The organism is Streptomyces abyssomicinicus (genome assembly GCF_008974245.1).
Lineage (GTDB): Bacteria > Actinomycetota > Actinomycetes > Streptomycetales > Streptomycetaceae > Streptomyces > Streptomyces abyssomicinicus.
In genome coordinates, this window is sequence record NZ_BBZI01000012.1 from 144,260 (window position 1) to 170,911 (window position 26,652).

The window sequence follows — 26,652 nt, forward strand, 5'->3', positions numbered from 1 at the left end:
TTCGGGCATGTCTCGGGCGGGACACGAATGTGAGCGTGCCGTGAAGCCGTCCCGGGCGGGCGTTTGCCCCGTGGAGGCCGGGGCAGGTGCGGCTCCTGTCCGCTTCTGTTGCATATGCCAACGGCGCGGATGTCGAACGGTAGGACGAGAGGCTGAACGTGTCATCCAGATTGCAGGCCGAGAAGGTCTACAAGGTGTTCGGTGGCAGACCCGAGCAAACGGTGGAACGACTGCGCAAAGGCGCCGATCGCGAAGAGCTGAGGGCCGACGGCGTCACCGCCGCGGTCATCGACGCCTCCTTCACGGTGGAGCCGGGCGAGATCTTCGTGGTCATGGGCCTGTCCGGCTCGGGCAAGTCCACGCTCCTGCGCATGCTCAACGGGCTGCTGGAGCCGACCGCGGGCACCGTCAGCTTCGACGGCCAGGACCTGGCCTCGCTCACCGCCGCCGAGCTGCGCACCCTGCGCTCGCGGCGCATCAGCATGGTCTTCCAGCACTTCGCGCTCTTCCCCCACCGCACCGTGCTGCAGAACGCCGCCTACGGCCTGGAGGTCCAGGGCGTGCCGCGTGCCGAGCGGGAGGAGCGGGCCGCCGAGGCGCTCGCCCTGTGCGGGCTGGAGGGCTGGGAGAAGTCCTGGCCCGACGAGCTCTCCGGCGGTATGCGCCAGCGCGTCGGACTGGCGCGCGCGCTGGCCACCGACGCCGACCTGCTGCTGATGGACGAGTCCTTCAGCGCCCTCGACCCGCTGATCCGCCGCGAGATGCAGGACCAGCTGCTGGAGCTGCAGAAGACGCTGCACAAGACCATCGTCTTCATCACCCACGACCTCAACGAGGCGATGCGCCTCGGCGACCGCATCGCCGTGATGCGGGACGGCGAGATCGTGCAGATCGGCACCGCGGAGGACATCCTGGTCCGGCCCTCGGACGAGTACGTCGCCTCCTTCACCCGGGACGTCGACCGCTCGAAGGTGCTGACCGCGGCTGCCGTGATGGACCGCTCCACCGGTGGCGGCGAGGCCGGCTGCGACTGCCCGACCGCCACCCCGGACATGCCGTTCGACGAGCTGTGCGCCCTGTGCGCCCGCACGCCGCACGCCGTGGAGGTGGTGGACGCCGAGGGCGCCAGGGTCGGCACGGTCTCCCAGGAGCGGCTGGTCGCCGTGATCGGCGACGTGGACGCCGACGACGCCGTCGCCGACACGGACGCCGTCGCCGACACGGACGCCGTCGCCGACACGGACGCCGTCGCCGACACGGACGCCGCCGACGGCGCGGCCAAGGCGCCCGCCGCCTGCGAACGGCATACCACCGGCCCCGAGGGGGTGGCCGCCTGATGCCCCGCATCACCTTCGGCGAGTGGGTCAACACCGGGGTCGAATGGCTCCGCGCACACCTGGCCTGGCTCTTCGACTTCTTCAAGACGGTCTTCGCGGGCGCCTACGACGGCCTGGACGCCGTGCTCCAGGCCCCGGAGCCGCTGCTGCTGATCGGCATCCTCTCGGTGGTCGCCTGGCGGCTGCGCGGCCTGTCGGCCGGCGTGCTGTCCTTCCTCGGCTTCGTCTTCGTCGACGCGCTCGGCCTGTGGTCCGACTCCATGTCCACGCTGGCGCTGCTGCTGGTGGCCACCGTGATCGCCCTGGCGGTGGGCGTGCCCGTCGGCATCTGGGCCGCGCGCTCCGACCGGGTGAGCGCCGCGGTGCGCCCGGTGCTGGACTTCATGCAGACGCTGCCGGCCATGGTCTACCTGATCCCGGCCATCATCTTCTTCGGCACCGGCGCCCCCGCGGGCATCGTCGCCACCCTGATCTTCGCCGTCGCGCCCGCCGTCCGGATGACCGAGCTGGGCATCCGCCAGGTCGACCCCGAGCTGGTCGAGGCGGCCGAGGCCTTCGGCACCACCCGGCGCAACACGCTGCTGCGGGTCCAGCTGCCGCTGGCGCTGCCCACCGTGATGGCCGGCGTCAACCAGGTCATCATGCTGGGCCTGTCGATGGCGGCCATCGCCGGCATGGTCGGCACCGGCGGCCTGGGCGGCGCGGTCAACGAGGCCATCGGCCAGCTCGACGTCGGCCTCGGCGCGGAGGCGGGCCTGTCCATCGTGATCCTCGCGGTCTACCTGGACCGGATGACCAACGCGCTGGGCCGCGAGCTGTCCCCGCTGGGCCGCCGCGCCGCCGCGGCCGTGCGCACCACGGGCCTCGCCCGGGTCCTGTCCTACCGGCCGCGACCGGTCGTCGCGGGCGTCGGCGTGATCGCCCTGGCGCTCACCGCCGGACTGCTGGGAGCCGTGGGCGGCGCGGGCAACGCCCCCGCCACGGCCGTCGGCGACGCGGCGGACGTCGGCAAGGGCAAGAAGGTCACCATCGGTTACGTGGCCTGGGAGGAGGCCGTCGCCTCCACCTACGTCTGGAAGAACGTCCTGGAGCAGCGCGGCTTCGACGTCGAGGTCCAGCAGTACGACGTGGCACCGCTCTACACCGCGCTGGCAGGCGGCGACATCGACTTCCAGACCGACGCCTGGCTGCCCACCACCTCCGGCCCGTTCCTGAAGAAGCACGGCGGCAAGGTGGAGAACCTGGGCGCCTGGTACGGCCCCACCTCCCTGGAGCTGGCCGTCCCGGCCTACATGGACGGCATCGACTCCATGGAGGACCTCAAGGGCCGCGCCGACGAGTTCGGCGGGAAGATCACCGGCATCGAGCCCAGCGCGGGCGAGATGGACCTGCTGAAGAACAAGGTGCTCGGGGCGTACGGCCTGGAGGACGAGTACGAGGTGGTCGACAGCTCGACCCCCGCCATGCTCGCCGAACTCAAGCGCGCCTACGCGGCCGAGGAGCCGATCGTGACGACCCTGTGGTCGCCGCACTGGGCGTACAACGACTTCGAGCTGAAGAAGCTGAAGGACCCCAAGGACGCCTGGGGCGCCGGCGACAAGATCCACACGCTGGCCCGCGACGGGTACTCCGAGGAGAACCCGGTCGTCGCCGGCTGGCTGCGCGACTTCACGATGACCGAGAAGCAGCTCACCGGCCTCGAGGCGGACATCAACGCGGCCGGCAAGGGCAACCAGGACAAGGCCGTCAAGGCCTGGCTGAAGAAGCACCCCGGACTGGTGGACGAGTGGGCCCCGCTGCCCGAGGGCGCCAAGGGCACCGAGGGCGGCGAGGAGACCGCGCGCCCGCTGGAGGTCGCCTGGTTCCCGTGGGAGGAGGACATCGCCGTCACCCACCTCTGGAAGCACGTCCTGGAGGACCGCGGCTACACGATGAACCTCAAGCAGATGGACGTCGGCCCCGTCTACACCGGCCTCGCGAGCGGTGACGTCGACCTCAACTTCGACGCCTGGCTGCCGCACGCCCAGAGCAACTTCTGGGAGAAGACCAAGGATGACCTCGTCGACCTCGGCAGCTGGTACGAACCCACCTCGCTGGAGATCGCGGTGCCCTCGTACGTCAAGGGCATCGACTCCATGGAGGACCTGAAGGGCCGCGCCGACGAGTTCGACGGCAGGATCATCGGCATCGAGCCGGGCACCGGCGAGATGAACCTGTTGAAGAAGGACGTCCTGCCGGCGTACGGGCTGCAGGACGAGTACGAGGTCGTCGACGGCTCCACACCGGCGATGCTGGCCGAACTCAAGCGTGCCTACGCGGAGAAGAAGCCGGTGGCGGTCACCCTCTGGTCCCCGCACTGGTCCTACGACCAGTACGAGCTGACCAAGCTGGCGGACCCGAAGAAGGCCTGGGGCGAGGGCAACAGGATCCACACCATCGCCTCGGAGGACTTCCCCGAGCAGTACCCGACGCTCGCCGGATGGATCAAGGGCTTCCGGATGAGCGAGGAGGAACTGGCCTCCCTGGAGGCGGAGATCGTCCGCCGCGGGCAGGGCAAGGAGTCCGAGGCCGTCGAAGCGTGGCTGAAGGAGCACCCGGACGTTCCCGGCCGGATGACTCCCGACGCGTGACGGCCGCCCGCCCGTCGCTCCGCCCCGGTCGCCGTCGCGGCCGGGGCGGAGCGCGTGCACGGCCCGGGGGGTTCCGCGTGACGCCCGCCGGGGTTCCCGGGCCCGTGTCGCGGGCCCGGGAGGGGATGCGGCCGTCCCGGACGCCGGGCTATGACGTAGGGTGACGGCTCGATGCGCGCAGTCACGCACCGCCGGAATTTGTTTGGCCGTGGGGGCCGGGGGTCAAGCAGGTTTGGGAAGGACTTCCGGCACCATGGGAGCGTGCGGCGGGTCTTCAGCGGCGCGCACACGAGTGAGGGAGGGAGCCGGAGCGATGGGTGACCACAAGGAACAGCCCCTGCGGGTGGGGGCGGCCGTCCGGCGGCGCCGTCGTGCGCTGGAGCTCACCCTCGCCGCGGTGGCCGAGCGGAGCGGCCTGTCGGTGCCTTTCCTCAGCCAGATCGAGAACGAGCGTGCGCGCCCCAGCCACCGGTCGCTGGAGAAGGTCGCGGACGCCCTGCGGACCACGGCGGTGGAACTGCTGGCGGCGGCGGACCCGGCGTGCAGCGTGGACGTGGTGCGCGGCGAGGGGTTCGGGGGCGAGGAGCCCCTCGGGGAAGCCCTCGCCCCCGAACCTCTCGCCCCCGAACTCCTCGCCGAGGGGGCCGAGGTGGCCGGGCGGGCAACCGGCTCGTCCGACGCGCCGGAGACCGCGGGACCGGCGCGGACGCGCACGCTGGTGCGCGGTCACCACCAGATGCACGCCACGGAGTTCAGCGGGGAGTACGACGCGGGGCGCGAGTTCCAGCACCGCAACGACGAGCTGATGTACGTCGCCGACGGCGCGGTGGAGGTCGAGGCCGAGGGCCGCGCCTACCGGCTGGGGCGCGGGGACACGCTGTACCTCACCGGAGGCGTCCGTCACCGGTGGCGGGCCACCGAGCCGGGGACGCGGGTGGTGGTGGTCGCGGTGGCCGAGCACATCGAGGCGACGCAGGACCGGGCACGATGACGGCCCTGCCCGCGGGTCACGCGGGCGCGGGGGTGTAGGCGGGCGCCTGCGCCTGTCCGTGCGCCCGTGCCGCGGCGGGGCCGGCGTCGGGGGCCGCCGCGGCGGGCCCGGCGAGCAGGTGGCCGCGGAGCAGGCCGCGCGCGGTGGGCAGCGCGGCGGCTGCCCAGGCGACGAGCAGCAGGGCGAACAGGGCCACCGCGAGGGCGTCGAACACGGCCAGGCCGGTGCGCCCGCCCAGGGCGCTCGCGCCGGTCACACAGGTGCCCACCGGGAAGGTGAACGCCCACCAGGTCATCGCGAAGCCCATGCCCCGGCGGGCCGCGCGCACCACCAGGGCGGCGGCCAGGGCCAGCCAGAGCAGCGCGAAGCCCGTCACCGGCACCCCGTACAGCACCGAGACCACCTCCAGCGCCCGCGCGTACGGGTCGGGGACGGTGCCCGGAGCCACCGCCGCGAAGTTGCCGGCGGCGGTCGTCGACTGGCCCAGCGGACCGAGGACCAGGAACAGCGTCGGGGTGAGGGCGAGCGGCGGCGGCCCGCCGGTGAGCAGCCGGGCGAACACCGTCGGCAGGGTCACCAGCACCGCCAGCAGGCTCAGCCCGAACAGCGCCAGGCAGAGCGCCAGCATGGTCTGCCGGGCGGCGCCCGCGGGCAGGTGGGGGATCAGCTGCGGGCCCAGCGCCGCCGAGACCATCGGCGCCACCAGCGGCAGCAGCCAGGCCGGGGCGGCGTCGCCGGGGGAGAGGCGGTGGCGCACCACCATCAGGTACGGGACGACGACGGCCACGACCAGGCCGGTCGCGGTGCCGGCGGTGAACAGCACGGCGTCCAGGGCGACGGCGGCGGGCAGACCGATCCAGTCCCGGCCGACCGCGAGCGCGCCGCCGCCGACCGCCAGCAGCGCCATCGACAGGCAGCCGTAGAACGGGGCCACCGCCGGGTCCAGCAGATGCCGCCGGGCCTGGTCGCCGTGGTGGCGCCAGTGCAGGGCGCGGGCGGCCAGCAGGGACACCAGCATCAGCAGGGAGAGCGCCCACAGGCCGGCCCAGAGCCCGCGCAGCCCCGGGAGGGGGAGCGGGAGCCCGGCGCCGGCGGTCCCGACGACGGCCGTCCCCATGACGGACGCGTACCAGTTGGGACCGAGATGACGTACTGCGCGGATCATGTCCCCCATCGTCCCGAGGGGTCCAGGGAGGCGGCAGAGGGGCCGATCCTATGAGGGCATAAGCTGAGGTTATGAGCAGCTCCTCCTCCGGTGACCAGCACGACACCGCCTCCCCCGCGGCCGGGACCCTCGCGCACCGGGTTCCGGACCTCGGAGCACTCGAGCTGCTGCTCGCGGTGGCCCGCCTGGGAAGCCTGGGCCGGGCCGCCCGCGAGCTGGGCGTCTCGCAGCCGGCCGCGAGCAGCCGGGTGCGGTCCATGGAACGGCACCTCGGGCTGGCCCTGGTGGACCGTTCACCGCGCGGGTCCCGGCTCACCGACACGGGGCAGCTCGTCGCGGACTGGGCGCGCAAGGTGGTGGAGGCCGCGGCGGCCTTCGACGCGGGGACCCAGGCGCTCAAGGACCGGCGGGACTCCCGGCTGCGGGTCGCGGCCAGCATGACGATTGCGGAGTACCTGCTGCCGGGGTGGCTGATCGCGCTGAGCGAGCGGCGGCCGGGCACGGCGGTGTCGCTGCACGCGGGGAACTCGGCGGAGGTGGCGCGGCGGGTGCGGTCCGGTGAGGCGGACCTCGGCTTCGTGGAAGGGCTGTCCGTGCCGGAGGGGCTGGACTCGGCGGTGGTCGCGCACGACCTGCTGCTCGTGGTGGTCGCGCCCGGGCACCCGTGGGCGCGCCGCCGGCGGCCGGTGGCGGGCGAGGAACTCGCGGGCACGCCGCTGATCCTCCGGGAGGAGGGTTCGGGCACCCGGCAGGTGCTGGAGGTGGCGCTGGGCGGGGTGGCCCGGCCGCTGATCGAGCTGTCCTCGACCACGGCGGTCAAGTCGGCGGCGGTCGGCGGGGCGGGGCCGGCGGTGGTCAGCGAGCTGGCGGTGGCGGAGGAGGTCGCGGCGCGGCGGCTGGTCCCGGTGGAGCTGGACGCGGGGGTGCGGCTGGGCCGCGACCTCCGGGCGGTGTGGCCCACGGGCCACCGCCCGGTGGGCCCGGCGCGGGAACTGCTCTCGCTGACCCGGGTCTGAGGGACCCCGGCCGCGCGCGGCCCGCGCGGGTGTCCTGGCCGCCCGCGGACCGCACCGGCGTCCCCGGCGCCCTGCGTGGTCGGCGTACCCGTCCGTGCCGCCGGCCGGGCCGGACGGCGTCCCGCCGGAGCGGACGCGCGGCCGCTCGGCGGCCGAGGGCCGGCGCACGCCGGGGGCCGGCGCACGCCGGGATCGCGACCCGGTCGCCGAGGGCGTCGGCGGCGATGGCCGCGTACTCGGCGAACCGCTCTGCGGTGGCGCGCTCGGGCCGGCCGCCGGCCGGGAGCGCTCAGGTGCGGACGCGGGAGGCGGAGTCGATCAGGGCGCGGACGACGCGGAGGTCGGCGCCCATCTCCGGGTGCCACTGGACGCCCAGGACCCAGTCGGGCCCGGGCCGCTCGACCGCCTCGACCGTGCCGTCGGACACCGCCCGCGCCGCGACCACCAGCCCCGCCCCCAGCCGCTCCACCGCCTGGTGGTGGAAGGTCGGCACCGACGTCACCTCCGGCACCAGCTCGGCGTACCGGGTCCCCGGAACCGGTGCCACCGGGTGCCGCCCGAACATCCCCGGCACCCCCGCGTGCCCGTCGACGTGCTGCCGCAGCGTGCCGCCCAGCGCCACGTTGAGCAGCTGCATCCCCCGGCACACCCCCAGCAGCGGCAGCCGGGCCTCCAGCGCCGCGTCGATCAGCGCCAGCTCCCACGCGTCCCGCTCGACCGCCGGCGGCCCCGTGCGCGGGTCGCGCCCGGCACCGTAGCGGGAGGGGTCCACATCGGGGCCGCCCGCGATCACGAGTCCGTCCAGCCGGGCCACCGCCCCCGCGGCACGCTCCGGCACGTCCGGCGGCAGCAGCGCCGCGAGGCCCCCCGCCCGCTGGACCAGGCGGTGGTACCCGGACGGCAGCAGCGCGGCGTCCAGCTCCCACGAGCCCCACCGCACCCCCGCCTCCAGGTAGGTGCTGACCCCGATCAGCGGTCGTCCGGACATGCGGCGCTCCTCCCACGGTCCTGCCGCACACCCTTGTGGGTCCCGTTCACGTTTTCAACCGGAGGGAACCGGAGCCCCAGTGGGCCCGGGGCGCCCCGGGAACCCCCGTCGTGCCCTCTTCCCCGGAAAACCTGCGAGCCCCTACGTTAAGGATCCCGGCAGGCCCCAGGGCCTGTGCGAGAGCCTGAAGGAGGATCATCCCGTGGCCGACCGCACACCCCCGCTCGGCGTGGACGAACTCAAGGGCCTGGTGACCGCCGGCGAGATCGACACCGTGGTCCTCGCCTTCACCGACATGCAAGGACGCCTCCAGGGAAAGCGGTTCGCCGCCCGCTTCTTCCTCGACGAGGTGCTCGACCACGGCACCGAGGGCTGCAACTACCTGCTCGCCGTCGACACCGAGATGAACACGGTCGACGGCTACGCCATGTCCTCCTGGGACCGCGGCTACGGCGACTTCGCCATGTACCCCGACGTCAGCACGCTGCGCCGGATCCCCTGGCACCCCGGAACCGCCCTGCTCACGGCCGACCTGGCATGGGCCGACGGCACCCCGGTCGCCGCCGCGCCCCGGCAGATCCTGCGCCGGCAGCTCGACCGCCTGGCGGCCCACGGGCTCACCGCAAGGGCGGGCACCGAGCTGGAGTTCATCGTCTTCAAGGACACCTACGAGCAGGCCTGGGACGCCGGATACCGCGGCCTCACACCCGCCAACCAGTACAACGTCGACTACTCCGTCCTCGGCACCGGCCGGATGGAGCCCCTGCTGCGCCGCATCCGCAACGAGATGGCCGGCGCCGGGATGGTCGTGGAGTCCGCCAAGGGCGAGTGCAACCCCGGCCAGCACGAGATCGCGTTCCGCTACGACGAGGCGCTGACCACCTGCGACCAGCACGCGCTCTACAAGACCGGCGCCAAGGAGATCGCCGCCCAGGAGGGCGTCGCGCTGACCTTCATGGCCAAGTACAACGAACGCGAGGGCAACTCCTGCCACGTCCACCTCTCGCTCTGGGACACCGACGGCCGCAGCGTCATGTCCGGCGACGGCGAGGACGGCATGTCGGACACCATGCGGCACTTCCTCGCCGGACAGCTCGCCGCCCTGCGGGAGTTCACGCTGCTGTACGCGCCCAACATCAACTCCTACAAGCGCTTCCAGCCGGGCTCGTTCGCGCCGACCGCCGTCGCCTGGGGCCGCGACAACCGCACCTGCGCGCTGCGGGTCGTCGGCCACGGGCAGTCGCTGCGGTTCGAGAACCGGCTGCCCGGCGGAGACGTCAACCCCTACCTCGCGCTGGCCGGGATGATCGCGGCCGGACTGCACGGCATCGACCGCGAGCTCGAACTCCCCGACGCCTGCCCGGGCAACGCCTACGCGGCCGGGTACGAGCGGGTGCCGGCCACCCTCCGGGACGCCGCCGACCTGTGGGAGCACAGCGACGCCGCCCGGGCCGCCTTCGGCGACGAGGTGGTCGCCCACTACCTGAACATGGCCCGCGTCGAGGTCGCCGCCTACGACGCCGCGGTCACCGACTGGGAGCTGCGCCGCTCCTTCGAACGACTCTGAGGAACGGTATGAGCGGGCACCACGACCTGGAAGTGCTGAACCCGGCCACCGAGGAGGTCGTCGCCACCGTCCCCGGGGCCGGGGAGCGGGACGTCGACGCCGCCGTGCGACGGGCCGCGGCCGCGCAGACCGGATGGGCCGCCGCGGCGCCCGGTGAACGGGCCCGGCTGCTGCGCCGGTTCGCCGCCGTCGTCGACCGGCACAACGAGGAACTCGCGCGGCTGGAGGTCCGCGAGGCCGGACACACGGTGGGCAACGCCCGCTGGGAGGCCGGCAACGTCCGCGACCTGCTCGACTACGCGGCCGGCGGCGTGGAGCGGCTGAACGGCCGGCAGATCCCGGTGCCCGGCGGCATCGACGTCACCTTCCTCGAACCGCTCGGCGTGGTCGGTGTGATCGTGCCGTGGAACTTCCCGATGCCCGTCGCCGCCTGGGGGTTCGCCCCCGCGCTCGCCGCGGGCAACGCGGTGGTCGTCAAGCCGGCCGAGACCACCCCGCTCACCGCGCTGCGGCTCGCCGAGCTGGCGCTGGAGGCGGGACTGCCCGAGCACCTGCTCCAGGTGCTCCCCGGGCGGGGGGACGTCGCGGGTGAGGCGCTGGTCCGCCACCCCGGCGTGGCCAAGATCGTCTTCACCGGCTCGACCCGGGTCGGCAAACGCGTCATGGCCCTCTGCTCCGACCAGGTGAAGCGCGTCACCCTGGAACTCGGCGGCAAGAGCCCCAACATCGTCTTCGCCGACGCCGACCTGGAGGCCGCGGCGGCGGCCGCGCCGATGGCGTTCCTCGACAACGCGGGCCAGGACTGCTGCGCCCGCACCCGCGTCCTGGTCCAGCGCCCGGTGTACGACCGGTTCCTGGAGCTGCTGGAACCGGCGGTGCGGTCCGTCCGGGTGGGCGACCCCGCCGACGAGCGGACGCAGATGGGCCCGTTGATCTCCCGCGCCCAGCTGGAGCGGGTGCGCTCCTACGCGGACGGCGCCGGTGCGGCGATCCGCGGCAAGGCGCCCGAGGGGCCCGGGTTCTGGTTCCCGCCGACCGTGCTCACCGACGTGGCACCGGACGCCCCGGCGGCCCGCGAGGAGATCTTCGGGCCGGTGGCGGTGGTACTGCCCTTCGAGGACGAGGAGGACGCCGTCCGGCTCGCCAACGACACCGAGTACGGGCTCTCCGGCTCCCTGTGGACCCGTGACGTGGGCCGCGCCCTGCGGGTCTCGCGGGCCGTACGGGCGGGCAACCTGTCGGTCAACTCGCACTCCAGCGTCCGCTACTGGACCCCGTTCGGCGGCTTCGCCGGCTCCGGCATCGGCCGGGAACTCGGCCCCGACGCGCTCACCGCCTTCACCGAGACCAAGAACGTCTTCATCAGCACGGAGGACTCCGCCCCATGAGCGACACCAGTCAGCAGCCCGTCTGCCGCCGCCTCGTCGGCCGCACCGCCGTCGTCACCGGCGCGGGCAGCGGCATCGGCCTGGCCTCCGTGCGGCGGCTCGCCGCCGAGGGCGCCCACGTGGTCTGCGGCGACATCGACGCGACCACCGGCAAGGCCGCCGCCGAGGAGGTGGGCGGGACCTTCGTCATGGTCGACGTCACCGACCCCGAGCAGGTCGAGGCGCTGTTCCGCACCGCCCACGAGACCTACGGATCGGTCGACGTCGCCTTCAACAACGCCGGCATCTCCCCGCCCGACGACGACTCCATCCTGGACACCGGCCTGGAGGCGTGGAAGCGGGTCCAGGAGGTCAACCTGACCTCCGTGTACCTCTGCTGCAAGGCCGCCATCCCCTACATGCGGCGCCAACGCAGGGGCTCCATCATCAACACCGCCTCCTTCGTCGCCCGGATGGGCGCGGCCACCTCGCAGATCTCCTACACCGCCTCCAAGGGCGGCGTGCTCGCCATGTCCAGGGAGCTCGGCGTGCAGTTCGCCCGGGAGGGCATCCGGGTCAACGCGCTGTGCCCCGGGCCGGTCAACACCCCGCTGCTGCGGGAGCTGTTCGCCAAGGACCCGGAACGCGCCGCGCGCCGTCTGGTGCACATCCCGGCGGGCCGGTTCGCCGAGGCCGAGGAGATCGCCGCCGCCGTCGCCTTCCTCGCCAGTGACGACTCCTCCTTCGTCAACGCCTCCGACTTCCTGGTGGACGGCGGCATCTCGGGCGCGTACGTCACGCCCCTGTAGCGGACGGAGGTGTACGGTCCCGGGCATATGGGACACGTGAAGTGCCGACGCCTGTTCGTCCGGGCCGCCCGGACCCTCGCCGTGGCCACCACCCTGGTGGCCACGGCGGTTCCGTCCTCCGCGGCGCCCGCGGACGGCCCGACGGACGGCTCCGCGGGGCGGCCCGCGGCCCCCGCCGCCGGGCCGCCCCCGCCCGCCGACTGCCCCCGCCTGTCCGGCAGGTGGAGCGGCGACAACCGGGAGCGGCTGCAGCGGCTGATCGACACCGTGGGGCCGTGCGCCACCGGACCCGGCCACCGCGGCGCGCGCCCGGTGGCGGTCTTCGACTGGGACAACACGGTCGTCAAGAACGACGTCACCGACGCCACCCTCTCCTGGGCCCTGCGCCACGACCGGCTGCGGCGGCCCGCCGACTGGTCCGCGACGAGCCCCTGGCTCACCCCCGCCGCCGGGGCCGCCCTGCGGACGGCGTGCGGGCGCAAGCCGGCGGGCGGGGCGATGCCGACCTCCGCGATGCCGGCCTGCGCCGACGAGATCTCGCTGATCCGCGAGACCGGACGGACGGCCGCCGGTGAGCCCGCCTTCGCCGGCGGGTGGAACCACCGCCGCACCGTCCCCCAGTACGCCTGGGTGCCCCGGCTCTTCGCCGGCCTCACCCCGCAGGAGGTCCGGCAGATCGCCGGGGCCGCCCGCGAGGAGGCGCTGGCCGCGCCCGTCGGGTCGACGGTGCGGCTGGGCACCCGGTCCGTCCCGGCGTACGTCCGCTACTACGACCAGCAGCGGGAACTCGTCGGGGCGCTGCGGCGGGCGGGATTCACGGTGTACGTGGTCTCCGCCGGGTTCGAGCCGGTCACCGAGGTCTGGTCACGGCCGGTCGGGGTGGACGCCGGCCACACCGTCGCCATCCGGGCGGTGACGGACGCCCGGGGGCGGATCACCATGGACGCCGAGGGGTGCGGGGGCACGGGCGTCAACCGGGGCGAGGTCATCCCGTACGTCGAGGGCAAGCGCTGCTGGGTCAACGAGGAGATCTACGGGGTACGCGGCGCCGCCGCCTGGGAGCGGCAGGGGCCCGCCAGGCGGCCGGCGCTCGGAGCGGGCGACGCGGACACCGACGTCACCTTCGTGGGCGACGCCACCGGGCTGCGGGTGGTGCTCGACCGGCACAAGCCGGAGATCATGTGCCGGGCGCTCGACGACGCGGACGGCAGGTGGCTGGTCCAGCCCATGTTCATCGCGCCGCTGCCCGCGCCGGAGAGCGGCTACCCGTGCTCCACGACGGCGTTCGTCCGCCCCGACGGGAGCGGGGCGCCGGTGCGGCGGGACGACGGCACGGTCGTCCCCGACCAGCCGCGGGCGCCGGGCGGTCCCGTGCGACCGTGACCGGGGTGACCGGGGTGACCGGGGTGACCGGGGTGACCGGGGTGACCGAGGCGACCGGGTCGGCCGAGGCGACCGTGGCGGCCGTGGCGGCCGAGGCGACCGTGGCGGCCGTGGCGGCCGGGCGACCCTTACGGCCGGGGCCGCAGGCCGCCCCGCCTCAGGGCCGTCACGGCGGGGCGGTCCTCACGGCAGGGGCCGCAGGCCGCCCCGCCGTCCGCGCGGGTGCCCGCACGGCTCACAGGAACGTCATGCCCTCGCCGCGGTAGGTCGGCACCGTGCCGGTGACCCGGTCGCCCTCCACCAGATGCAGGGCGGCGAAGCGCTCGCACAGCTCGCCCGCCTTCGCGTGGCGGAACCACACCCGGTCACCGACCAGCAGGTCGTCCGCCGCCGACCCCAGCAGCGGCGTCTGCACCTCGCCGGCCCCCTCCATCGGGTCGTAGCGCAGCCCCTCCGGCAGATACGGCTGCGGGAGCCGGTCCCGCCCGGGGGCGCCGGAGGCCGGGTAACCGCCGCCCAGCACCGTCACCACGCCCACACCGGGACGCCGCACCACCGGCTGGGCGAACAGGGCGGCCGGGCGGGCCCGGAAGGACGTGTAGTCGTCGAAGAGCCGCGGCGCGAACAGGCCCGAACCGGCGGCCACCTCGGTGACCGCCTCCTCCGCGGCCGTGTGCTGCACGCTGCCGGTTCCGCCGCCGTTGACGAACTCCAGGTGCGGCGCCACCTCCCGCACCGCGCGGACCGCCGCCGCCCGGCGCGTCGCCAGCTCGCGGCGGGCGGCGGCCTGCATCAGCCGCACCGCCCGGGACTTCAGCGGCTTCCCGGCCACCGCGTCGCCCACCCCGGCGACGTGGCCCTCGTACGCCATCACGCCGACCAGGCGGAACCCGGGCCGCTCCGCCACCGCGCGGGCCAGTTCGGCCATCCGCTCGGGGGAGTGCAGCGGGGAGCGGCGGGCGCCCACCCGGACCCGTCCGCCCAGCAGCCGCAGGGAGGTGTCCAGCTCGACGCAGACGCGGACCGTCTCCCGGCCGCCGCCGCGCGCATCCTCGATCAGCCGCAGCTGCGCCGGGTCGTCCACCATCACCGTCACCGCGGCGGCCCGCTTCGGATCGGCGCACAGCTCGGCGAAGGCGGCCCGGTCCGCGGACGGGTAGGCGCACAGCACGTCCTCGAAGCCGGCCCGGGCCAGCCACAGCGACTCGGCCAGCGTGTACGACATGATCCCGGCGAACCCCGGCCGGGCCAGCACCCTCTCCAGCAGGGCCCGGCAGCGCACCGACTTGCTGGCCACCCGGACGGGCTTGCCGCCGGCCCGGCGGACCAGGTCGTCGGCGTTGGCGTCGAAGGCGTCCAGGTCGACGACGGCGAGGGGTGCTTCGAGATGTGCGGTGGCCCCGTCGAGACGGGCGCGATCGGCGGCTCGGGCTGTCATGGACGCAGACTGCCAGGCATGGCCACGCCAGGGTAGGGGGACGATCCGGGCAGATGCCGCGACCGTGAGAACCGGTTCCCGTGCCGGCGGCGTCTGGCCGTAGAGTGACGCGCACACCAGGCACGGAGGCGGGGGTGGAGATGAGCACGGAAGCGCGCCGTCCGGTTCCGCCGGTCAGGCCGCCGCACGACCCCTCGGCCTCGTCCATGCCCGCCGCTGCGCACCGCCGTGACGCCGGGGACCGGGCCGACGGCGCACCGCCCCCGCCCGCCGCGTCCGCCCGCTTCCCCGACGCGCCCCCGGCCGTCGGGTCCGGACCGACGGCGCAGGAGACCACCGTCCGGCTGCGGCGCGTGCCCCCCGGCCCCCCGACGCGCGCCGGCGCCACCGCCCGGCCCCCGTGGGGCCCGCCCGGCGCCCGGACCGCCGCGATCCCGCCCGTTCCGCTCCAGGCCCCCGGCGAGGCCCCCGGCCGGGTGCGCGGGCGGCTGGGCGCGGCGCTGGCCTGCGGCCTGCTGGGCACGGGCCTGCTGGCCGCCGGAGTCACCGCGGGTGTCACCGGCGGCGCGGACGGCCAGGAGGACACCTACGCCGAGGCCCGCGACCTGTGGCGCACCACCCCCGTCGACGAGCTGTTCCCGCCCTCGGTCAAGGGCGACGGCCTCGGCCCCGGCGGCGCCGACCGCACCTGGAACCGGATCGCCGTCGCCCCCGAGAGCGGCTGCTCCGACGCCTTCGACCCCGGGCTGCGCAAGACCCTCTCCCCGGTCGGCTGCGAGCGGCTGCTGCGCGCCACCTACACCGACGCCACCGGCAGTCACGTCGTCACCGTCGGCCTGCTGTTCACCGAGGCGGACGCGGAGGAGATGCGCGCCCTGCGGTCCCGGATCTCGGAGGACGGGCTGGACCGGCGGGCCGACCAGCTGCCCCGCCCCTACGCGGCCGAGGGGACCGCGGCCGAGGCGTTCGGGGAGGAGCAACGCGCCTCCTGGGCGGTGGACGTGCTCACCGAGGCGCCCGTCGTCGTCTACGCCGTCTCCGGCTGGGTGGACGCGCGGACGGTGGAGGAGCCGGTGCCCGCGCGGGAGGCACTGGAGGGCGACACGAAGACCGCCGCCGCCCAGGCCGGACTCGGCCACGACGCTGGCCGGCTGGCCGGCCTGTTCGCCCAGGACCTGCGCAAGACCGTCGCCCCGGCCCGGGAGACCCCCTCGTGACCGACGTGACCGACGCCTGCGGACCGACGTCCGCCGCATCCGCCGCCTCCGGCGAGGTCCGCGTGTCGCGCGCCTCCGGCGGGCCCGCTTCCGGCAGGCCCGCGCGCCGGGGCGGTCGCAGGAGCGCTGCCGTGGCCGCCGTCCTGGGGGCGGTGCTGGTGCTGCAGCCCGTCGCGGTGGCCCACGCCGACCTGATCCGGGACGGGCAGTGGGCGCTGCGCGAGCTGGGCGCGGAGCAGGCCTGGCAGACCACGCGCGGCGGGGGCGTCACCGTCGCCGTGCTGGACACCGGGGTGGACCCCGACCACCCCGACCTCGAGGGCAACGTCCTGGAGGGCAAGGACCTGGTCGGCTTCGGCGCCGGCCCGGGCGACGACTCCTGGGCGGGTCACGGCACCGCGATGGCGGGCATCATCGCCGGTCACGGCCACGGCTGGGGCAACGGCGACGGGGTGATGGGGCTGGCCCCCGACGCCCGGATCCTCCCGGTCCGGGTGATCCTGGAGGAGCGCGACCCACAGCTCGCCAAGGCCCGCCGCACGCGGGCCGACGCGCTGGCCGAAGGCATCCGGTGGGCCGTCGACCACGGCGCCGACGTCATCAACCTCTCCCTCGGGGACGACTCCAAGTCCGCGCACCCCGAGCCGGAGCAGGACGAGGCGGTCCAGTACGCGCTGGCCAAGGGGGTCGTGGTGGTGGCCTCCGCCGGCAACGGCGGCGAGTCCGGCAACCGGGTGTCCTACCCGGCCGCCTATCCGGGCGTCATCGCCGTGACGGCGGTCGACCGCGACGGCGAGCGGGCCGACTTCTCCACCAGCCGGTGGTACGCGACGGTGAGCGCGCCGGGCGTGGACGTGGTGACGGCCGACCCGGACGGGCAGTACTACGAGGGGTGGGGCACCAGCGCGGCGGCCGCCTGGGTGTCGGGGGCGGCGGCGCTGCTGAAGTCGGCGTACCCGGAGCTGTCGCCCGCCCAGGTGAAGCGGCTGCTGGAGGACACGGCGCGGGACGCGCCGGACGGCGGGCGGGACGACGCCCGGGGACACGGGCTGCTGGACCCCGTCGCGGCGCTGAAGGCGGCGGCGGAGACCGGGCCGGAGGAGCGGCGGGTGGCCGCGCAGCACGCCGACCGGTACTTCGGCGGCGGTCCCGATCAGGCGCCCGGCGCGTCGGCAGGCCCCGGGTGGGCCTTCCCGGCGGCGGGGGCGGGGGTGGTGCTGCTGGTCGGCGCGGTCGCCCTCGGCCGCGGTGGACGGCGGCCGGAGGACCACCCCCGAAGCCACCCCTGAGCGGCCGCGCACGGGCCCCGGTTCCCCGCCGCGCCGGCCGCGCACGGCTCCGGCCGCGCGGGAGCGGGAACACCCGCGGCCCGAACGCCCGCGGCCCGAACGCCCGCGGCCCGAACACCCGCGGGGCGGGCGGTGCGGAGCACGGCGGCCGCCGACCGGGCGCGGGCGGGGCGGGGATAGGGTCGGAGCGTGAACAAGAACATCCCGGACCCCGGCTTCGCGGACGACGACGGCTCCGCGGACCCGCGGCTCGCCGCCGCCCTGCAGGCATGGTCGAAGGACCGGACCGCACACGGCCCGGTGCTGGAGGCGCTGAGGAACGCCCGGCTCCTGGTTCCCGTGGTCGCCGTGCTCGGCGAGGTCGAGGAGGACGAGAACGGGCTGCGCCGCGAGAAGACCAGCGACATGGCCGTGCCCACCCTGAAGGCCGGCTCGCGCACCGCGCTCCCCGCCTTCACCTCCACCGAGGCGCTGGCCCTGTGGGACCCGGCCGCCCGCCCCGTCGCCGTCCCGCTGCACCAGGCGCTCCAGGCCGCCGCGCACGAGAAGGCGGACACCGTCGTCCTGGACATGGCCGGGCCGGTGGCCTACGAGCTGAACCGCCCGGCGCTGCTCGCGCTGGCCGAGGGCCGTACCTCACCCGACCCGCTGTCCGACCCCGCGGTCGCCGCGGCGGTCCGTGAGGTGGTCGCCGCCGAGTCCGGCGTGGAGCGGGCGTACCTGGTGCCGGGGGAGCGGGACGCGATGGTGGCGCTGGTGCTGGACGACCCGCAGGCCGCGCCCGTGGTGGTCCGCTCGGTCGCGGGCCGGCTCGCGACCGACGAGACGCTGAGGGCCCGCCTGCTGCGGGGCCTGGACCTGGCGGTGGTGCCGGCCGGGACCCCGCTGCCGGGCGAGCCCCTCTACGTGCGTCGGACGGGTTGACCGCGTCCGGCGGTCGGCCCCGGCGGCGGACCGCCGGACCACTCGATCGCCGGTCCGCCCGGCCGCCGGTCCGCCCGACGGCAGGACCGGCCGGATCGTGGGTCAGCCCCAGACGGGGCCCGTGTACTTCTCGCCCGGGCCCTGACCCGGCTCGTCCGGGACGACCGAGGCCTCGCGGAAGGCGAGCTGCAGCGACTTCAGGCCGTCCTTCAGCGGGGCGGCGTGGAAGGAGCTGATCTCGGTCGCGCTCGCGTCCAGCAGGCCGGCCAGGGCGGAGATCAGCTTGCGGGCCTCGTCCAGGTCCTTGTACTTGTCGCCTTCCTCGGTGAGGCCGAGGTGGACCGCGGCGGCGCTCATCAGGTTGACGGCGACCGTCACGATGACCTCGACGGCCGGAACCTCCGCGATGTCGCGGGTCATGGCGTCGAAGTCGGGCGTCTCGGCGTGCTCAGCGTGCTCACTCATGGGTCACACGATAGGCGCAGGTCCGCCGCCGCCCGCGCGGGGGAGTCCCGCGACGCCGGTGCCGCGGGACACCGGGTTAGCGCACCGTCCCGCCAGCTGCTAATCTTGTGTCCACGACCGGCCGGACACGTGCGTCGCGAGACCGCGGACCCGGCCCACAAGTGGAGTCCTTCGAACTCCCACCTGGCTGCCCTCCGGGCGGCGGGTCACCGGTCAGGCGACGACCGCCCGCCCAGGGCGTTGGTCGCCGATGCGCGCCCCGTGACGTTTCGCGGTGGTGCTCCGGTAGCAGTTCGAGGAGCCCCGCCTGTGAAACCGTGCGGGGCATTTTTCTTGCCCCGGCGCGGTTAGGTCCCACGAACACATAGACGTCCGCGGCTGTCACACCAGGCCGCCGCGTGGTGCTACCGAGGAGGATCCATCAGCGCCGAGCCCCGCATCAACGACCGGATTCGCGTTCCCGAGGTGCGACTTGTCGGTCCCAGCGGCGAGCAGGTCGGGATTGTCCCGCTTGCCAAGGCCCTGGAGCTTGCGCAGGAGTACGACCTGGACCTGGTCGAGGTCGCGGCGAACGCCCGTCCGCCCGTGTGCAAGCTCATGGACTACGGGAAGTTCAAGTACGAGTCGGCCATGAAGGCCCGTGAGGCGCGCAAGAACCAGGCGCACACGGTCATCAAGGAGATGAAGCTCCGGCCGAAGATCGACCCGCACGACTACGACACCAAGAAGGGTCACGTCGTCCGGTTCCTCAAGCAGGGCGACAAGGTCAAGATCACGATCATGTTCCGCGGTCGTGAGCAGTCCCGCCCCGAGCTGGGCTACCGACTGCTGCAGCGTCTCGCGGAGGATGTGGCTGACCTCGGGTTCGTGGAGTCGAACCCGAAGCAGGACGGCCGCAACATGATCATGGTTCTCGGTCCGCACAAGAAGAAGACCGAGGCGATGGCCGAGGCCCGTGAGGCCCAGGCGGCCCGCAAGGCGGAAGCGAAGGCCAACCCCGGCAAGTCGCAGAACGCCGCCGAGGCCGAGGCCCCCGCCGACGGCCAGGCCGAGGCTTCGTCCGACGCCTGATCTTCCCGGATTCACGTCCGGGGGTTTGTCCACCGAAAAACAGAGCGACGCTCCACCCGTGCCCGGCCTGGCAGCCGCGAGGCAGCCGCACCGGGCACCGGAGCGCCACCGACGAGGAGAGAACGGCGCTATGCCGAAGAACAAGTCGCACAGCGGTGCCAGCAAGCGCTTCAAGGTCACCGGCTCCGGCAAGGTGCTCCGTGAGCGCGCCGGCAAGCGCCACCTGCTCGAGCACAAGTCGTCCCGTCTGACGCGTCGCCTCACCGGCAACGCCGAGATGGCCCCGGGCGACGCCAAGAAGATCAAGAAGCTTCTCGGCAAGTGACGTCCCGGCGGCCCGCGCCGCCGAACGTCAGCCAGACCGGGACCCAGTCGTTTCCGGGCCGTGTGAGCATCGACCACGGCCCCGCTACAAGGAGTTAAAAAGTGGCACGCGTCAAGCGGGCAGTCAACGCCCACAAGAAGCGCCGGGCGATCCTCGAGCAGGCCTCCGGCTACCGCGGTCAGCGTTCGCGCCTGTACCGCAAGGCCAAGGAGCAGGTCACCCACTCGCTGGTCTACAACTACAACGACCGCAAGAAGCGCAAGGGCGACTTCCGTCAGCTGTGGATCCAGCGCATCAACGCCGCTGCCCGCGCCAACGGCATGACCTACAACCGCTTCATCCAGGGTCTGAAGGCCGCCAACGTCGAGGTGGACCGCAAGATCCTCGCCGAGCTCGCCGTCAACGACGCCACCGCGTTCGCGGCGCTGATCGAGGTCGCGCAGAAGGCGCTGCCCGCGGACGTGAACGCGCCGAAGGCCGCGTGACGTCTGCCGGTGACCACCGGCTGTGACACCCCGGACCCGCAGGCCTGACGGCCTGCGGGTCCGGACGTGTGTGGGGCCCGGCCCGGCGCCGCCGGGCGCCCGCCGCCCCCGCCGACCGCGCAGCTCCCTCACTCCTGTCCCGACGCCCGCGTCGCGACGCCCGTGTCCCGACGCCACGCACCCCGAAAGTGAGTCCATGCCCTCCGCAGCCCCCGAGCTGATCTCCCCCCGTTCCCCGCGCGTGAGCGCCGCCCGACGGCTGGCGAAGCGGAACTTCCGGGGCAAGGAGCGGCTGTTCCTGGCCGAGGGCCCGCAGGCGGTCCGGGAGGCCGCGGCGCACCGCGGCGACGACGGCACGCCCACCCTCACCGAGCTGTTCACCACCCCCGAGGCCGCCGACCGCTACCCCGACATCGTCGGCGACGCCCGCGCGGCCGGCGCCCGGGTGCACCTGGCGGACGAGCAGGTGATCGCCGACATCTCCACCACGGTCACCCCGCAGGGCCTGGTCGGCGTCTGCCGCTTCCTGGACACCCCGTTCGAGGAGATCCTCCGCGCCCGCCCCCGGCTGGTCGCCGTGCTCGCCAACGTCCGCGACCCCGGCAACGCCGGCACCGTGCTGCGCTGCGCCGACGCGGCCGGCGCCGAGGCCGTGGTGCTCACCGACGCCTCCGTGGACCTCTACAACCCCAAGGCCGTCCGCGCCTCCGTCGGCTCCCACTTCCACCTGCCGGTGGCGGTGGGGGTGCCCGTGGAGGTCGCCGTCGCCGGGCTCAAGGAAGCCGGCGTGAGCGTCCTGGCCGCCGACGGCGCGGGCACCCACGACCTGGACCACGAGCTGGACACCGGCTCCATGGGCGGCCCCACCGCCTGGGTCTTCGGCAACGAGGCGTGGGGCCTGCCGGAGGAGACCCGCGCGCTCGCCGACGCCGTGGTCCGCGTCCCGATCCACGGCAAGGCGGAGAGCCTCAACCTCGCCACGGCCGCCGCCGTGTGCCTCTACGCCTCCGCCCGTGCACAGCGCGCCGCCGGAGGGTGCCGCTCCGTCACCGACAGCTAGTAGGGTGACTGCCTCGGGGGCCCTGACCAACAGGCAGAGGTGGGTACGGGGATGAGCGTCGGCACCAGTACACCAGCGGGGAAGCCGTCCGGCACCGCGCCGGGCGCGTCGCCTCCGCGCGAGAACGCGCCCGCCCCTTGCCCGATGGCCCCCGACGACCTGCCCGACGGCATGGTCGTCGCCGACGAGCGCGGCCGGGTGGTCTGCTTCAACGCCGCCGCCGAGCGGATCACCGCCACCCCGGCCGACGAGGCCCTCGGCCTCTCCCTGGAGCGCGCCCTGCCGCTGGAGGACCTGGAGGGCCGCCGCTGGTGGCGGCTGACCGACCCCTACGACGGCCTCGCCACCCGCACCCGCCAGCCCGAGCGCAACCTGCTCCTGCCCGGCGGCCGTGAGGTGCTGGTCTCCGCCCGCTACGTCCGCGAGCGGCCCACCGGCCCCGTGCGCCGGGTGGTGGTGTGCCTGCGCGACACCGAGGCCCGCCGCCGCACCGAACGCAGCCACGCCGAGCTGATCGCCACCGTCGCCCACGAACTGCGCTCGCCGCTGACCTCCGTCAAGGGGTTCACCGCCACCCTGCTCGCCAAGTGGGAGCGCTTCACCGACGACCAGAAGCGGCTGATGCTGGAGACCGTCGACGCCGACGCCGACCGGGTCACCCGCCTGATCGCCGAACTCCTCGACATCTCCCGCATCGACTCCGGCCGCCTGGAGCTGCGCCGCCAGCCCGTCGACATCGCCGCCGCCGTCGACCGCCACATCCAGGCGTACGTCGCCGCGGGCCAGAGCCCGGACCGGTTCCGGCTGCACGTGGAGCGGCCGCTGCCGGGCCTGTGGGCCGACCCCGACAAGGTCGACCAGGTCCTCGGCAACCTGCTGGAAAACGCCGTGCGCCACGGCGAGGGGACTGTCACCATCGAGATCACGGCCCAGGCACCGACCCGCGAGGGGGAGGAAGCCACCACGTCGGTCACCGTGAGCGACGAGGGCCACGGCATCCCGGAGGAGTCCATGAACCGCGTCTTCACCCGCTTCTGGCGGGGCAGCAAGCGCGGCGGCACCGGCCTCGGGCTCTACATCGTCAAGGGCATCGTCGAGGCCCACTCCGGTGTCATCACGGTCGGGCGGGCCGCCTCCGGCGGCGCCCAGTTCCGATTTACCCTGCCCGTGGGCACCCCGGCGTACCTTCTCTGAGAGGTCACCGACGCCGGACCGCGGCCCACGGGCGCGATCGCACATACCCGCCCCGTTAGACTCGGCCCTTGGCACCTTTGTGTCCCCGTTTCCGGGACACGCCGTCCCGCCACCGGGACGTCGGACCGGGACAGGCCGTCCCAGCGGGGCCACTCCAGCCAGCCAATCGGAAGAGCACGGGAAGAGATGTCGGCACCGAATAAGTCGTACGACCCGGTCGAGGTCGAGGCGTTGAAACCGGAAAACATCGAGCGCATGCGGGACGAGGCGCTCGCCGCCTTCGCCGCCGCCGACTCGCTCGAGGCCCTCCAGGAGGCGAAGACCGCCCACGCCGGCGGCACCTCGCCGCTGGCTCTCGCCAACCGCGAGATCGGCGCCCTGCCGCCGCAGGCCAAGGCCGAGGCGGGCAAGCGCGTGGGCCAGGCCCGCGGCGCGGTCAACAAGGCCCTCGCCGCCCGTCAGGCGGAGCTGGAGGCCGAGCGCGACGCCCGTGTCCTGGTCGAGGAGTCGGTGGACGTCACCCTCCCCCACGACCGCGTCCCGGCCGGCGCCCGCCACCCGCTGACCACCATGATGGAGCGCGTCGCCGACGTCTTCGTCTCCATGGGCTACGAGATCGCCGAGGGCCCCGAGGTCGAGGCGGAGTGGTTCAACTTCGACGCCCTGAACTTCGGCCCGGACCACCCGGCCCGGCAGATGCAGGACACCTTCTTCGTCAACGGCCCCGAGAGCGCCAAGGGCGAGTCCGGCGTCGTGCTGCGCACCCACACCTCCCCCGTGCAGGCGCGCGCGCTGCTCGACCGCGAGCCGCCGGTCTACGTGGTCTGTCCCGGCCGCGTCTACCGGACCGACGAGCTGGACGCCACGCACACCCCGGTCTTCCACCAGATCGAGCTCCTCGCCGTCGACGAGGGCCTGACCATGGCGGACCTCAAGGGCACCCTGGACCACATGGTGCGGGCGCTGTTCGGCGCGGACATGAAGACCCGGCTGCGGCCGAACTTCTTCCCCTTCACCGAGCCGTCCGCCGAGATGGACATGCTCTGCTACGTCTGCAAGGGCGAGTCGATCGGCAACCCCGACCGGCCCTGCCGCACCTGCTCCAGCGAGGGCTGGATCGAGCTGGGCGGCTGCGGCATGGTCAACCCGCGGGTGCTCACCGCCTGCGGCGTCGACCCGGAGAAGTACAGCGGCTTCGCCTTCGGGTTCGGCATCGAGCGGATGCTGATGTTCCGCCACAACGTCGAAGACATGCGAGACATGGTCGAGGGTGACGTCCGGTTCACCCGGCCGTTCGGGATGGAGATCTGATGCGGGTCCCGCTTTCTTGGCTGCGGGAGTACGTCGACCTGCCGGCGACTCAGACCGGGCGCGACGTCCAGGCCAAGCTCATTTCGGCCGGTCTGGAGGTCGAGACGGTCGAGCAGCTCGGCGCCGACCTCAAGGGTCCCCTGGTCGTCGGCCAGGTGCTGACCATCGAGGAGCTGGAGGGCTTCAAGAAGCCGATCCGCTTCTGCACCGTCGACGTCGGCCAGGCCAACGGCACCGGTGAGCCCCAGGAGATCGTCTGCGGCGCCCGGAACTTCTCCGTCGGCGACAAGGTCGTCGTGGTCCTGCCCGGCGCCACGCTGCCCGGCGGCTTCCAGATCGCCGCGCGCAAGACCTACGGCAAGACCTCGCACGGCATGATCTGCTCCACCGACGAGCTCGGCATGGGCGACGACGGCACCCACGGCATCATCGTCCTGCCGCCCGAGCACGAGGCGGGCACCGACGCCGTCGAGCTGCTCGAGCTGGTCGACGAGGTCCTCGACATCGCCGTCACGCCCGACCGCGGCTACTGCCTGTCGATGCGCGGTGTCGCCCGCGAGACCGCCACCGCCTACGGCCTGCCGCTGCGCGACCCGGCGCTGCTCGACGTGCCCGCGCCCAACGCGTTCGGCTACCCCGTCCAGATCACCGACCCGCACGGCTGCGACCGGTTCGCCGCCCGCACCGTCACCGGCATCGCGCCGGGCACCCGGTCCCCGATCTGGCTGCAGCGCCGCCTCCAGAAGGCGGGCATGCGCCCGATCTCGCTGGCCGTCGACATCACCAACTACGTGATGCTGGAACTCGGCCAGCCGCTGCACGCCTACGACCGCACCCGCGTCCAGGGCGCGATCGGGGTGCGCCGCGCCGAGAAGGGCGAGCAGCTCACCACGCTCGACGGCGTCACCCGCACCCTCGACCCCGAGGACCTGGTCATCGCCGACGACCGCGGCCCGATCGGCCTCGCGGGCGTCATGGGCGGCGCCGACACCGAGATCGGCGACGGTGTGGAGAGCCACACCACCGAGGTGGTCATCGAGGCCGCGCACTTCGACCCGATCGCCATCGCCCGCACCGCGCGCCGGCACAAGCTGTCCAGCGAGGCCTCCCGCCGCTTCGAGCGCGGCGTCGACCCGCTGGCCGCGGCCGCCGCCGCGCAGCGCACCGTCGACCTGCTGGTGCTGCTGGCCGGCGGCACCGCCGACGCCGGTGTCACCGAGGTCGTCGCGCCCTCCGCGCCCGCCACCATCGCCATCCCCGCCGACCACCCCGACAAGGTGGCCGGCATGGCGTACGGGCGGGAGACCGTGGTGCGCCGCCTCCAGGAGATCGGCTGCGACGTCTACGGCCAGGACGAGCTGGTCGTCACGGTGCCGTCGTGGCGGCCCGACCTGACCGACCCGAACGACCTCGCCGAGGAGGTCATCCGGCTGGAGGGCTACGAGAACCTGCCCTCCACGCTGCCGAAGCCGCCGGCCGGCCGCGGGCTCACCGACCGCCAGCGGCTGCACCGCCGGATCGGCCGCGCGCTGGCCGCCGCCGGCTACGTCGAGGCGCCGAACTACCCGTTCATGGGCACCCACGTCCTCGACCAGCTCAACGTCCCCGCCGACGACCCGCGGCGCACCCTCGTCACCCTGGCGAACCCGCTCTCCGACGAGGAGCCGGCGCTGCGCACCACGCTGCTGCCGGGCCTGCTGGGCGCGCTGCGGCGCAACGACGGCCGCGGCTCGCACGACCTCGCGCTCTTCGAGACGGGCCTGGTCTTCCACCCGAAGGCCGAGCGGAGCGTCGCCGGCATCCTGCCGGTGGACCGCCGTCCCGCCGACGAGGACATCGCCGGCCTCCAGGCCGCGCTCCCCGACCAGCCCAAGCACGCCGCGGTCGTCCTTGCCGGCGCCCGCGAGCAGGCCGGCTGGTGGGGCAAGGGCCGTCCGTCCGACTGGGCCGACGCCGTCGAGGCGGCCCGGATCCTCGCCCGTGAGGCGGGGACCGAGCTGATCGTCCGCAACGGCCGGTACGAGCCGTGGCACCCGGGCCGCTGCGCCGAGCTGGTGGTGGCGGCCGGCGGCGAGGAGCGCGTGATCGGCCACGCCGGCGAGCTGCACCCCGGTGTGCTGAAGACGCTGGGCCTGCCCGCCCGGACCTGCGCCATGGAGATCGACCTGGACGCGCTGGAGCGCGCCTCGGCCGGCCCGGTGACCTCGCCGCGGATCTCGGCGATGCCGGTCGCCACGCAGGACGTCGCGCTCGTCGTCGACCAGGCGGTCCCGGCCGCCGAGGTCGAGGCCGCGCTGCGTGAGGGCGCCGGCGAACTGCTGGAGGCCATCCGGCTGTTCGACGTCTACCGCAACGAGGAGCAGCTGGGCGACGGCCGCAAGTCCCTCGCCTACGCGCTGCGCTTCCGCGCCGCCGACCGCACGCTGACCGCGGACGAGGCCTCGGCCGCCCGCGACGCCGCGGTGGCCACGGCTGCGGAGCGCTTCGGCGCCGTGCTGCGCGGGGCGTAGTACCCCTCCGCACACCGAACGCGGGCCCGTCCTCCTCACCGGAGGGCGGGCCCGCGGGCGTCCCAGGGAAGGGAGACGGCGGGCCGGCGTCGGTGGCGTGAGGGGGGAAG

The 26,652-nt window shown here is 74.3% G+C and carries 22 protein-coding genes; 18 read left to right on the forward strand and 4 right to left on the reverse strand.

The genetic code is table 11. From position 1 onward, the window contains the following. The first annotated feature begins 158 nt into the window (after positions 1 to 158). The 3 genes from GBN72_RS27925 (at position 159) to GBN72_RS27935 (ending at position 4,958) form a co-directional block, all read left to right on the forward strand. Positions 159 to 1,337 carry a quaternary amine ABC transporter ATP-binding protein gene (locus GBN72_RS27925; RefSeq protein ID WP_151774723.1) on the forward strand — a complete coding sequence of 393 codons (1,179 nt, stop codon included), beginning with the start codon at positions 159 to 161 and terminating at the stop codon, positions 1,335 to 1,337. Further along, complete coding sequence (locus GBN72_RS27930; RefSeq protein ID WP_151774724.1) at positions 1,337 to 3,967, forward strand: ABC transporter permease/substrate binding protein; 2,631 nt, start codon at positions 1,337 to 1,339, stop codon at positions 3,965 to 3,967. Before GBN72_RS27925 ends, GBN72_RS27930 begins: the two co-directional genes overlap by 1 nt. Before the next feature lie 313 nt (positions 3,968 to 4,280). Further along, on the forward strand, positions 4,281 to 4,958 hold the full coding sequence (locus GBN72_RS27935; protein ID WP_151774725.1) for a helix-turn-helix domain-containing protein: 678 nt from the start codon (positions 4,281 to 4,283) through the stop codon (positions 4,956 to 4,958). A gap of 16 nt (positions 4,959 to 4,974) precedes the next feature. Here the strand turns inward: GBN72_RS27935 and GBN72_RS27940 are convergent, their stop codons facing one another. Continuing rightward, positions 4,975 to 6,123, reverse strand: a complete 1,149-nt coding sequence (locus tag GBN72_RS27940) for a TDT family transporter (protein WP_151774726.1) — start codon at positions 6,121 to 6,123, stop codon at positions 4,975 to 4,977. Between the two features lie 71 nt (positions 6,124 to 6,194). On the opposite strand from GBN72_RS27940, the gene GBN72_RS27945 reads away from it, so the two are divergent. Then, a complete protein-coding gene (locus GBN72_RS27945) occupies positions 6,195 to 7,139 on the forward strand; it encodes a LysR family transcriptional regulator (protein WP_151774727.1) in 945 nt (314 codons plus the stop codon). A gap of 289 nt (positions 7,140 to 7,428) precedes the next feature. Here GBN72_RS27945 and GBN72_RS27950 read toward each other — a convergent pair whose 3' ends face one another. Continuing rightward, positions 7,429 to 8,127: a gamma-glutamyl-gamma-aminobutyrate hydrolase family protein gene (locus tag GBN72_RS27950; protein ID WP_151774728.1), complete on the reverse strand. Its 699-nt coding sequence runs from the start codon at positions 8,125 to 8,127 to the stop codon at positions 7,429 to 7,431. Positions 8,128 to 8,329: 202 nt separating this feature from the next. On the opposite strand from GBN72_RS27950, the gene GBN72_RS27955 reads away from it, so the two are divergent. Genes GBN72_RS27955 through GBN72_RS27970 form a run of 4 tightly spaced genes read left to right on the forward strand, consistent with a single transcriptional unit; the run spans position 8,330 to position 13,253 of the window. Continuing rightward, positions 8,330 to 9,694, forward strand: coding sequence for a glutamine synthetase family protein (locus GBN72_RS27955; RefSeq protein ID WP_151774729.1), 1,365 nt, complete (start codon positions 8,330 to 8,332; stop codon positions 9,692 to 9,694). Between the two features lie 8 nt (positions 9,695 to 9,702). Next, entirely contained in the window at positions 9,703 to 11,082 is a 1,380-nt protein-coding gene (locus GBN72_RS27960; RefSeq protein ID WP_151774730.1) for an aldehyde dehydrogenase family protein, read from the forward strand. Beyond that, positions 11,079 to 11,870 carry a 3-oxoacyl-ACP reductase gene (locus tag GBN72_RS27965; protein WP_151774731.1) on the forward strand — a complete coding sequence of 264 codons (792 nt, stop codon included), beginning with the start codon at positions 11,079 to 11,081 and terminating at the stop codon, positions 11,868 to 11,870. Before GBN72_RS27960 ends, GBN72_RS27965 begins: the two co-directional genes overlap by 4 nt. A 27-nt stretch (positions 11,871 to 11,897) precedes the next feature. Continuing rightward, complete coding sequence (locus GBN72_RS27970) at positions 11,898 to 13,253, forward strand: HAD family hydrolase (protein WP_151774732.1); 1,356 nt, start codon at positions 11,898 to 11,900, stop codon at positions 13,251 to 13,253. Between the two features lie 235 nt (positions 13,254 to 13,488). Here GBN72_RS27970 and GBN72_RS27980 read toward each other — a convergent pair whose 3' ends face one another. After that, positions 13,489 to 14,691, reverse strand: a complete 1,203-nt coding sequence (locus GBN72_RS27980) for an amino acid deaminase/aldolase (RefSeq protein WP_151774733.1) — start codon at positions 14,689 to 14,691, stop codon at positions 13,489 to 13,491. Positions 14,692 to 14,831: 140 nt separating this feature from the next. Between GBN72_RS27980 and GBN72_RS27985 the strand changes: the two genes are divergently transcribed. From GBN72_RS27985 to GBN72_RS27995, 3 genes are all read left to right on the forward strand, one after another. Then, on the forward strand, positions 14,832 to 15,908 hold the full coding sequence (locus GBN72_RS27985) for a hypothetical protein (RefSeq protein WP_151774734.1): 1,077 nt from the start codon (positions 14,832 to 14,834) through the stop codon (positions 15,906 to 15,908). Positions 15,909 to 16,039: 131 nt separating this feature from the next. After that, complete coding sequence (gene mycP / locus GBN72_RS27990; protein WP_439959825.1) at positions 16,040 to 17,197, forward strand: type VII secretion-associated serine protease mycosin; 1,158 nt, start codon at positions 16,040 to 16,042, stop codon at positions 17,195 to 17,197. Between the two features lie 189 nt (positions 17,198 to 17,386). Further along, entirely contained in the window at positions 17,387 to 18,121 is a 735-nt protein-coding gene (locus GBN72_RS27995; protein ID WP_151774735.1) for an SseB family protein, read from the forward strand. 102 nt (positions 18,122 to 18,223) lie between these two features. Here GBN72_RS27995 and GBN72_RS28000 read toward each other — a convergent pair whose 3' ends face one another. Beyond that, positions 18,224 to 18,586 (reverse strand): DUF1844 domain-containing protein, encoded by a 363-nt coding sequence (locus GBN72_RS28000; protein WP_151774736.1) that lies wholly within the window; start codon positions 18,584 to 18,586, stop codon positions 18,224 to 18,226. A 420-nt stretch (positions 18,587 to 19,006) separates the two neighbouring features. On the opposite strand from GBN72_RS28000, the gene infC reads away from it, so the two are divergent. From infC to pheT, 7 genes are all read left to right on the forward strand, one after another. Continuing rightward, positions 19,007 to 19,657, forward strand: a complete 651-nt coding sequence (gene infC, locus GBN72_RS28005; protein ID WP_151774737.1) for a translation initiation factor IF-3 — start codon at positions 19,007 to 19,009, stop codon at positions 19,655 to 19,657. Positions 19,658 to 19,787: 130 nt separating this feature from the next. Continuing rightward, positions 19,788 to 19,982: a 50S ribosomal protein L35 gene (gene rpmI, locus GBN72_RS28010; protein WP_007829094.1), complete on the forward strand. Its 195-nt coding sequence runs from the start codon at positions 19,788 to 19,790 to the stop codon at positions 19,980 to 19,982. 101 nt (positions 19,983 to 20,083) lie between these two features. After that, a complete protein-coding gene (gene rplT / locus GBN72_RS28015) occupies positions 20,084 to 20,467 on the forward strand; it encodes a 50S ribosomal protein L20 (RefSeq protein ID WP_151774738.1) in 384 nt (127 codons plus the stop codon). A gap of 196 nt (positions 20,468 to 20,663) precedes the next feature. Further along, positions 20,664 to 21,527 (forward strand): TrmH family RNA methyltransferase, encoded by an 864-nt coding sequence (locus tag GBN72_RS28020; protein WP_151774739.1) that lies wholly within the window; start codon positions 20,664 to 20,666, stop codon positions 21,525 to 21,527. Between the two features lie 144 nt (positions 21,528 to 21,671). Beyond that, positions 21,672 to 22,721 (forward strand): sensor histidine kinase, encoded by a 1,050-nt coding sequence (locus GBN72_RS28025; RefSeq protein ID WP_246212962.1) that lies wholly within the window; start codon positions 21,672 to 21,674, stop codon positions 22,719 to 22,721. 186 nt (positions 22,722 to 22,907) lie between these two features. Beyond that, positions 22,908 to 24,032 (forward strand): phenylalanine--tRNA ligase subunit alpha, encoded by a 1,125-nt coding sequence (pheS, locus tag GBN72_RS28030; protein ID WP_151774741.1) that lies wholly within the window; start codon positions 22,908 to 22,910, stop codon positions 24,030 to 24,032. Next, on the forward strand, positions 24,032 to 26,542 hold the full coding sequence (pheT, locus tag GBN72_RS28035; RefSeq protein WP_151774742.1) for a phenylalanine--tRNA ligase subunit beta: 2,511 nt from the start codon (positions 24,032 to 24,034) through the stop codon (positions 26,540 to 26,542). Before pheS ends, pheT begins: the two co-directional genes overlap by 1 nt. Positions 26,543 to 26,652 lie beyond the last annotated feature (110 nt).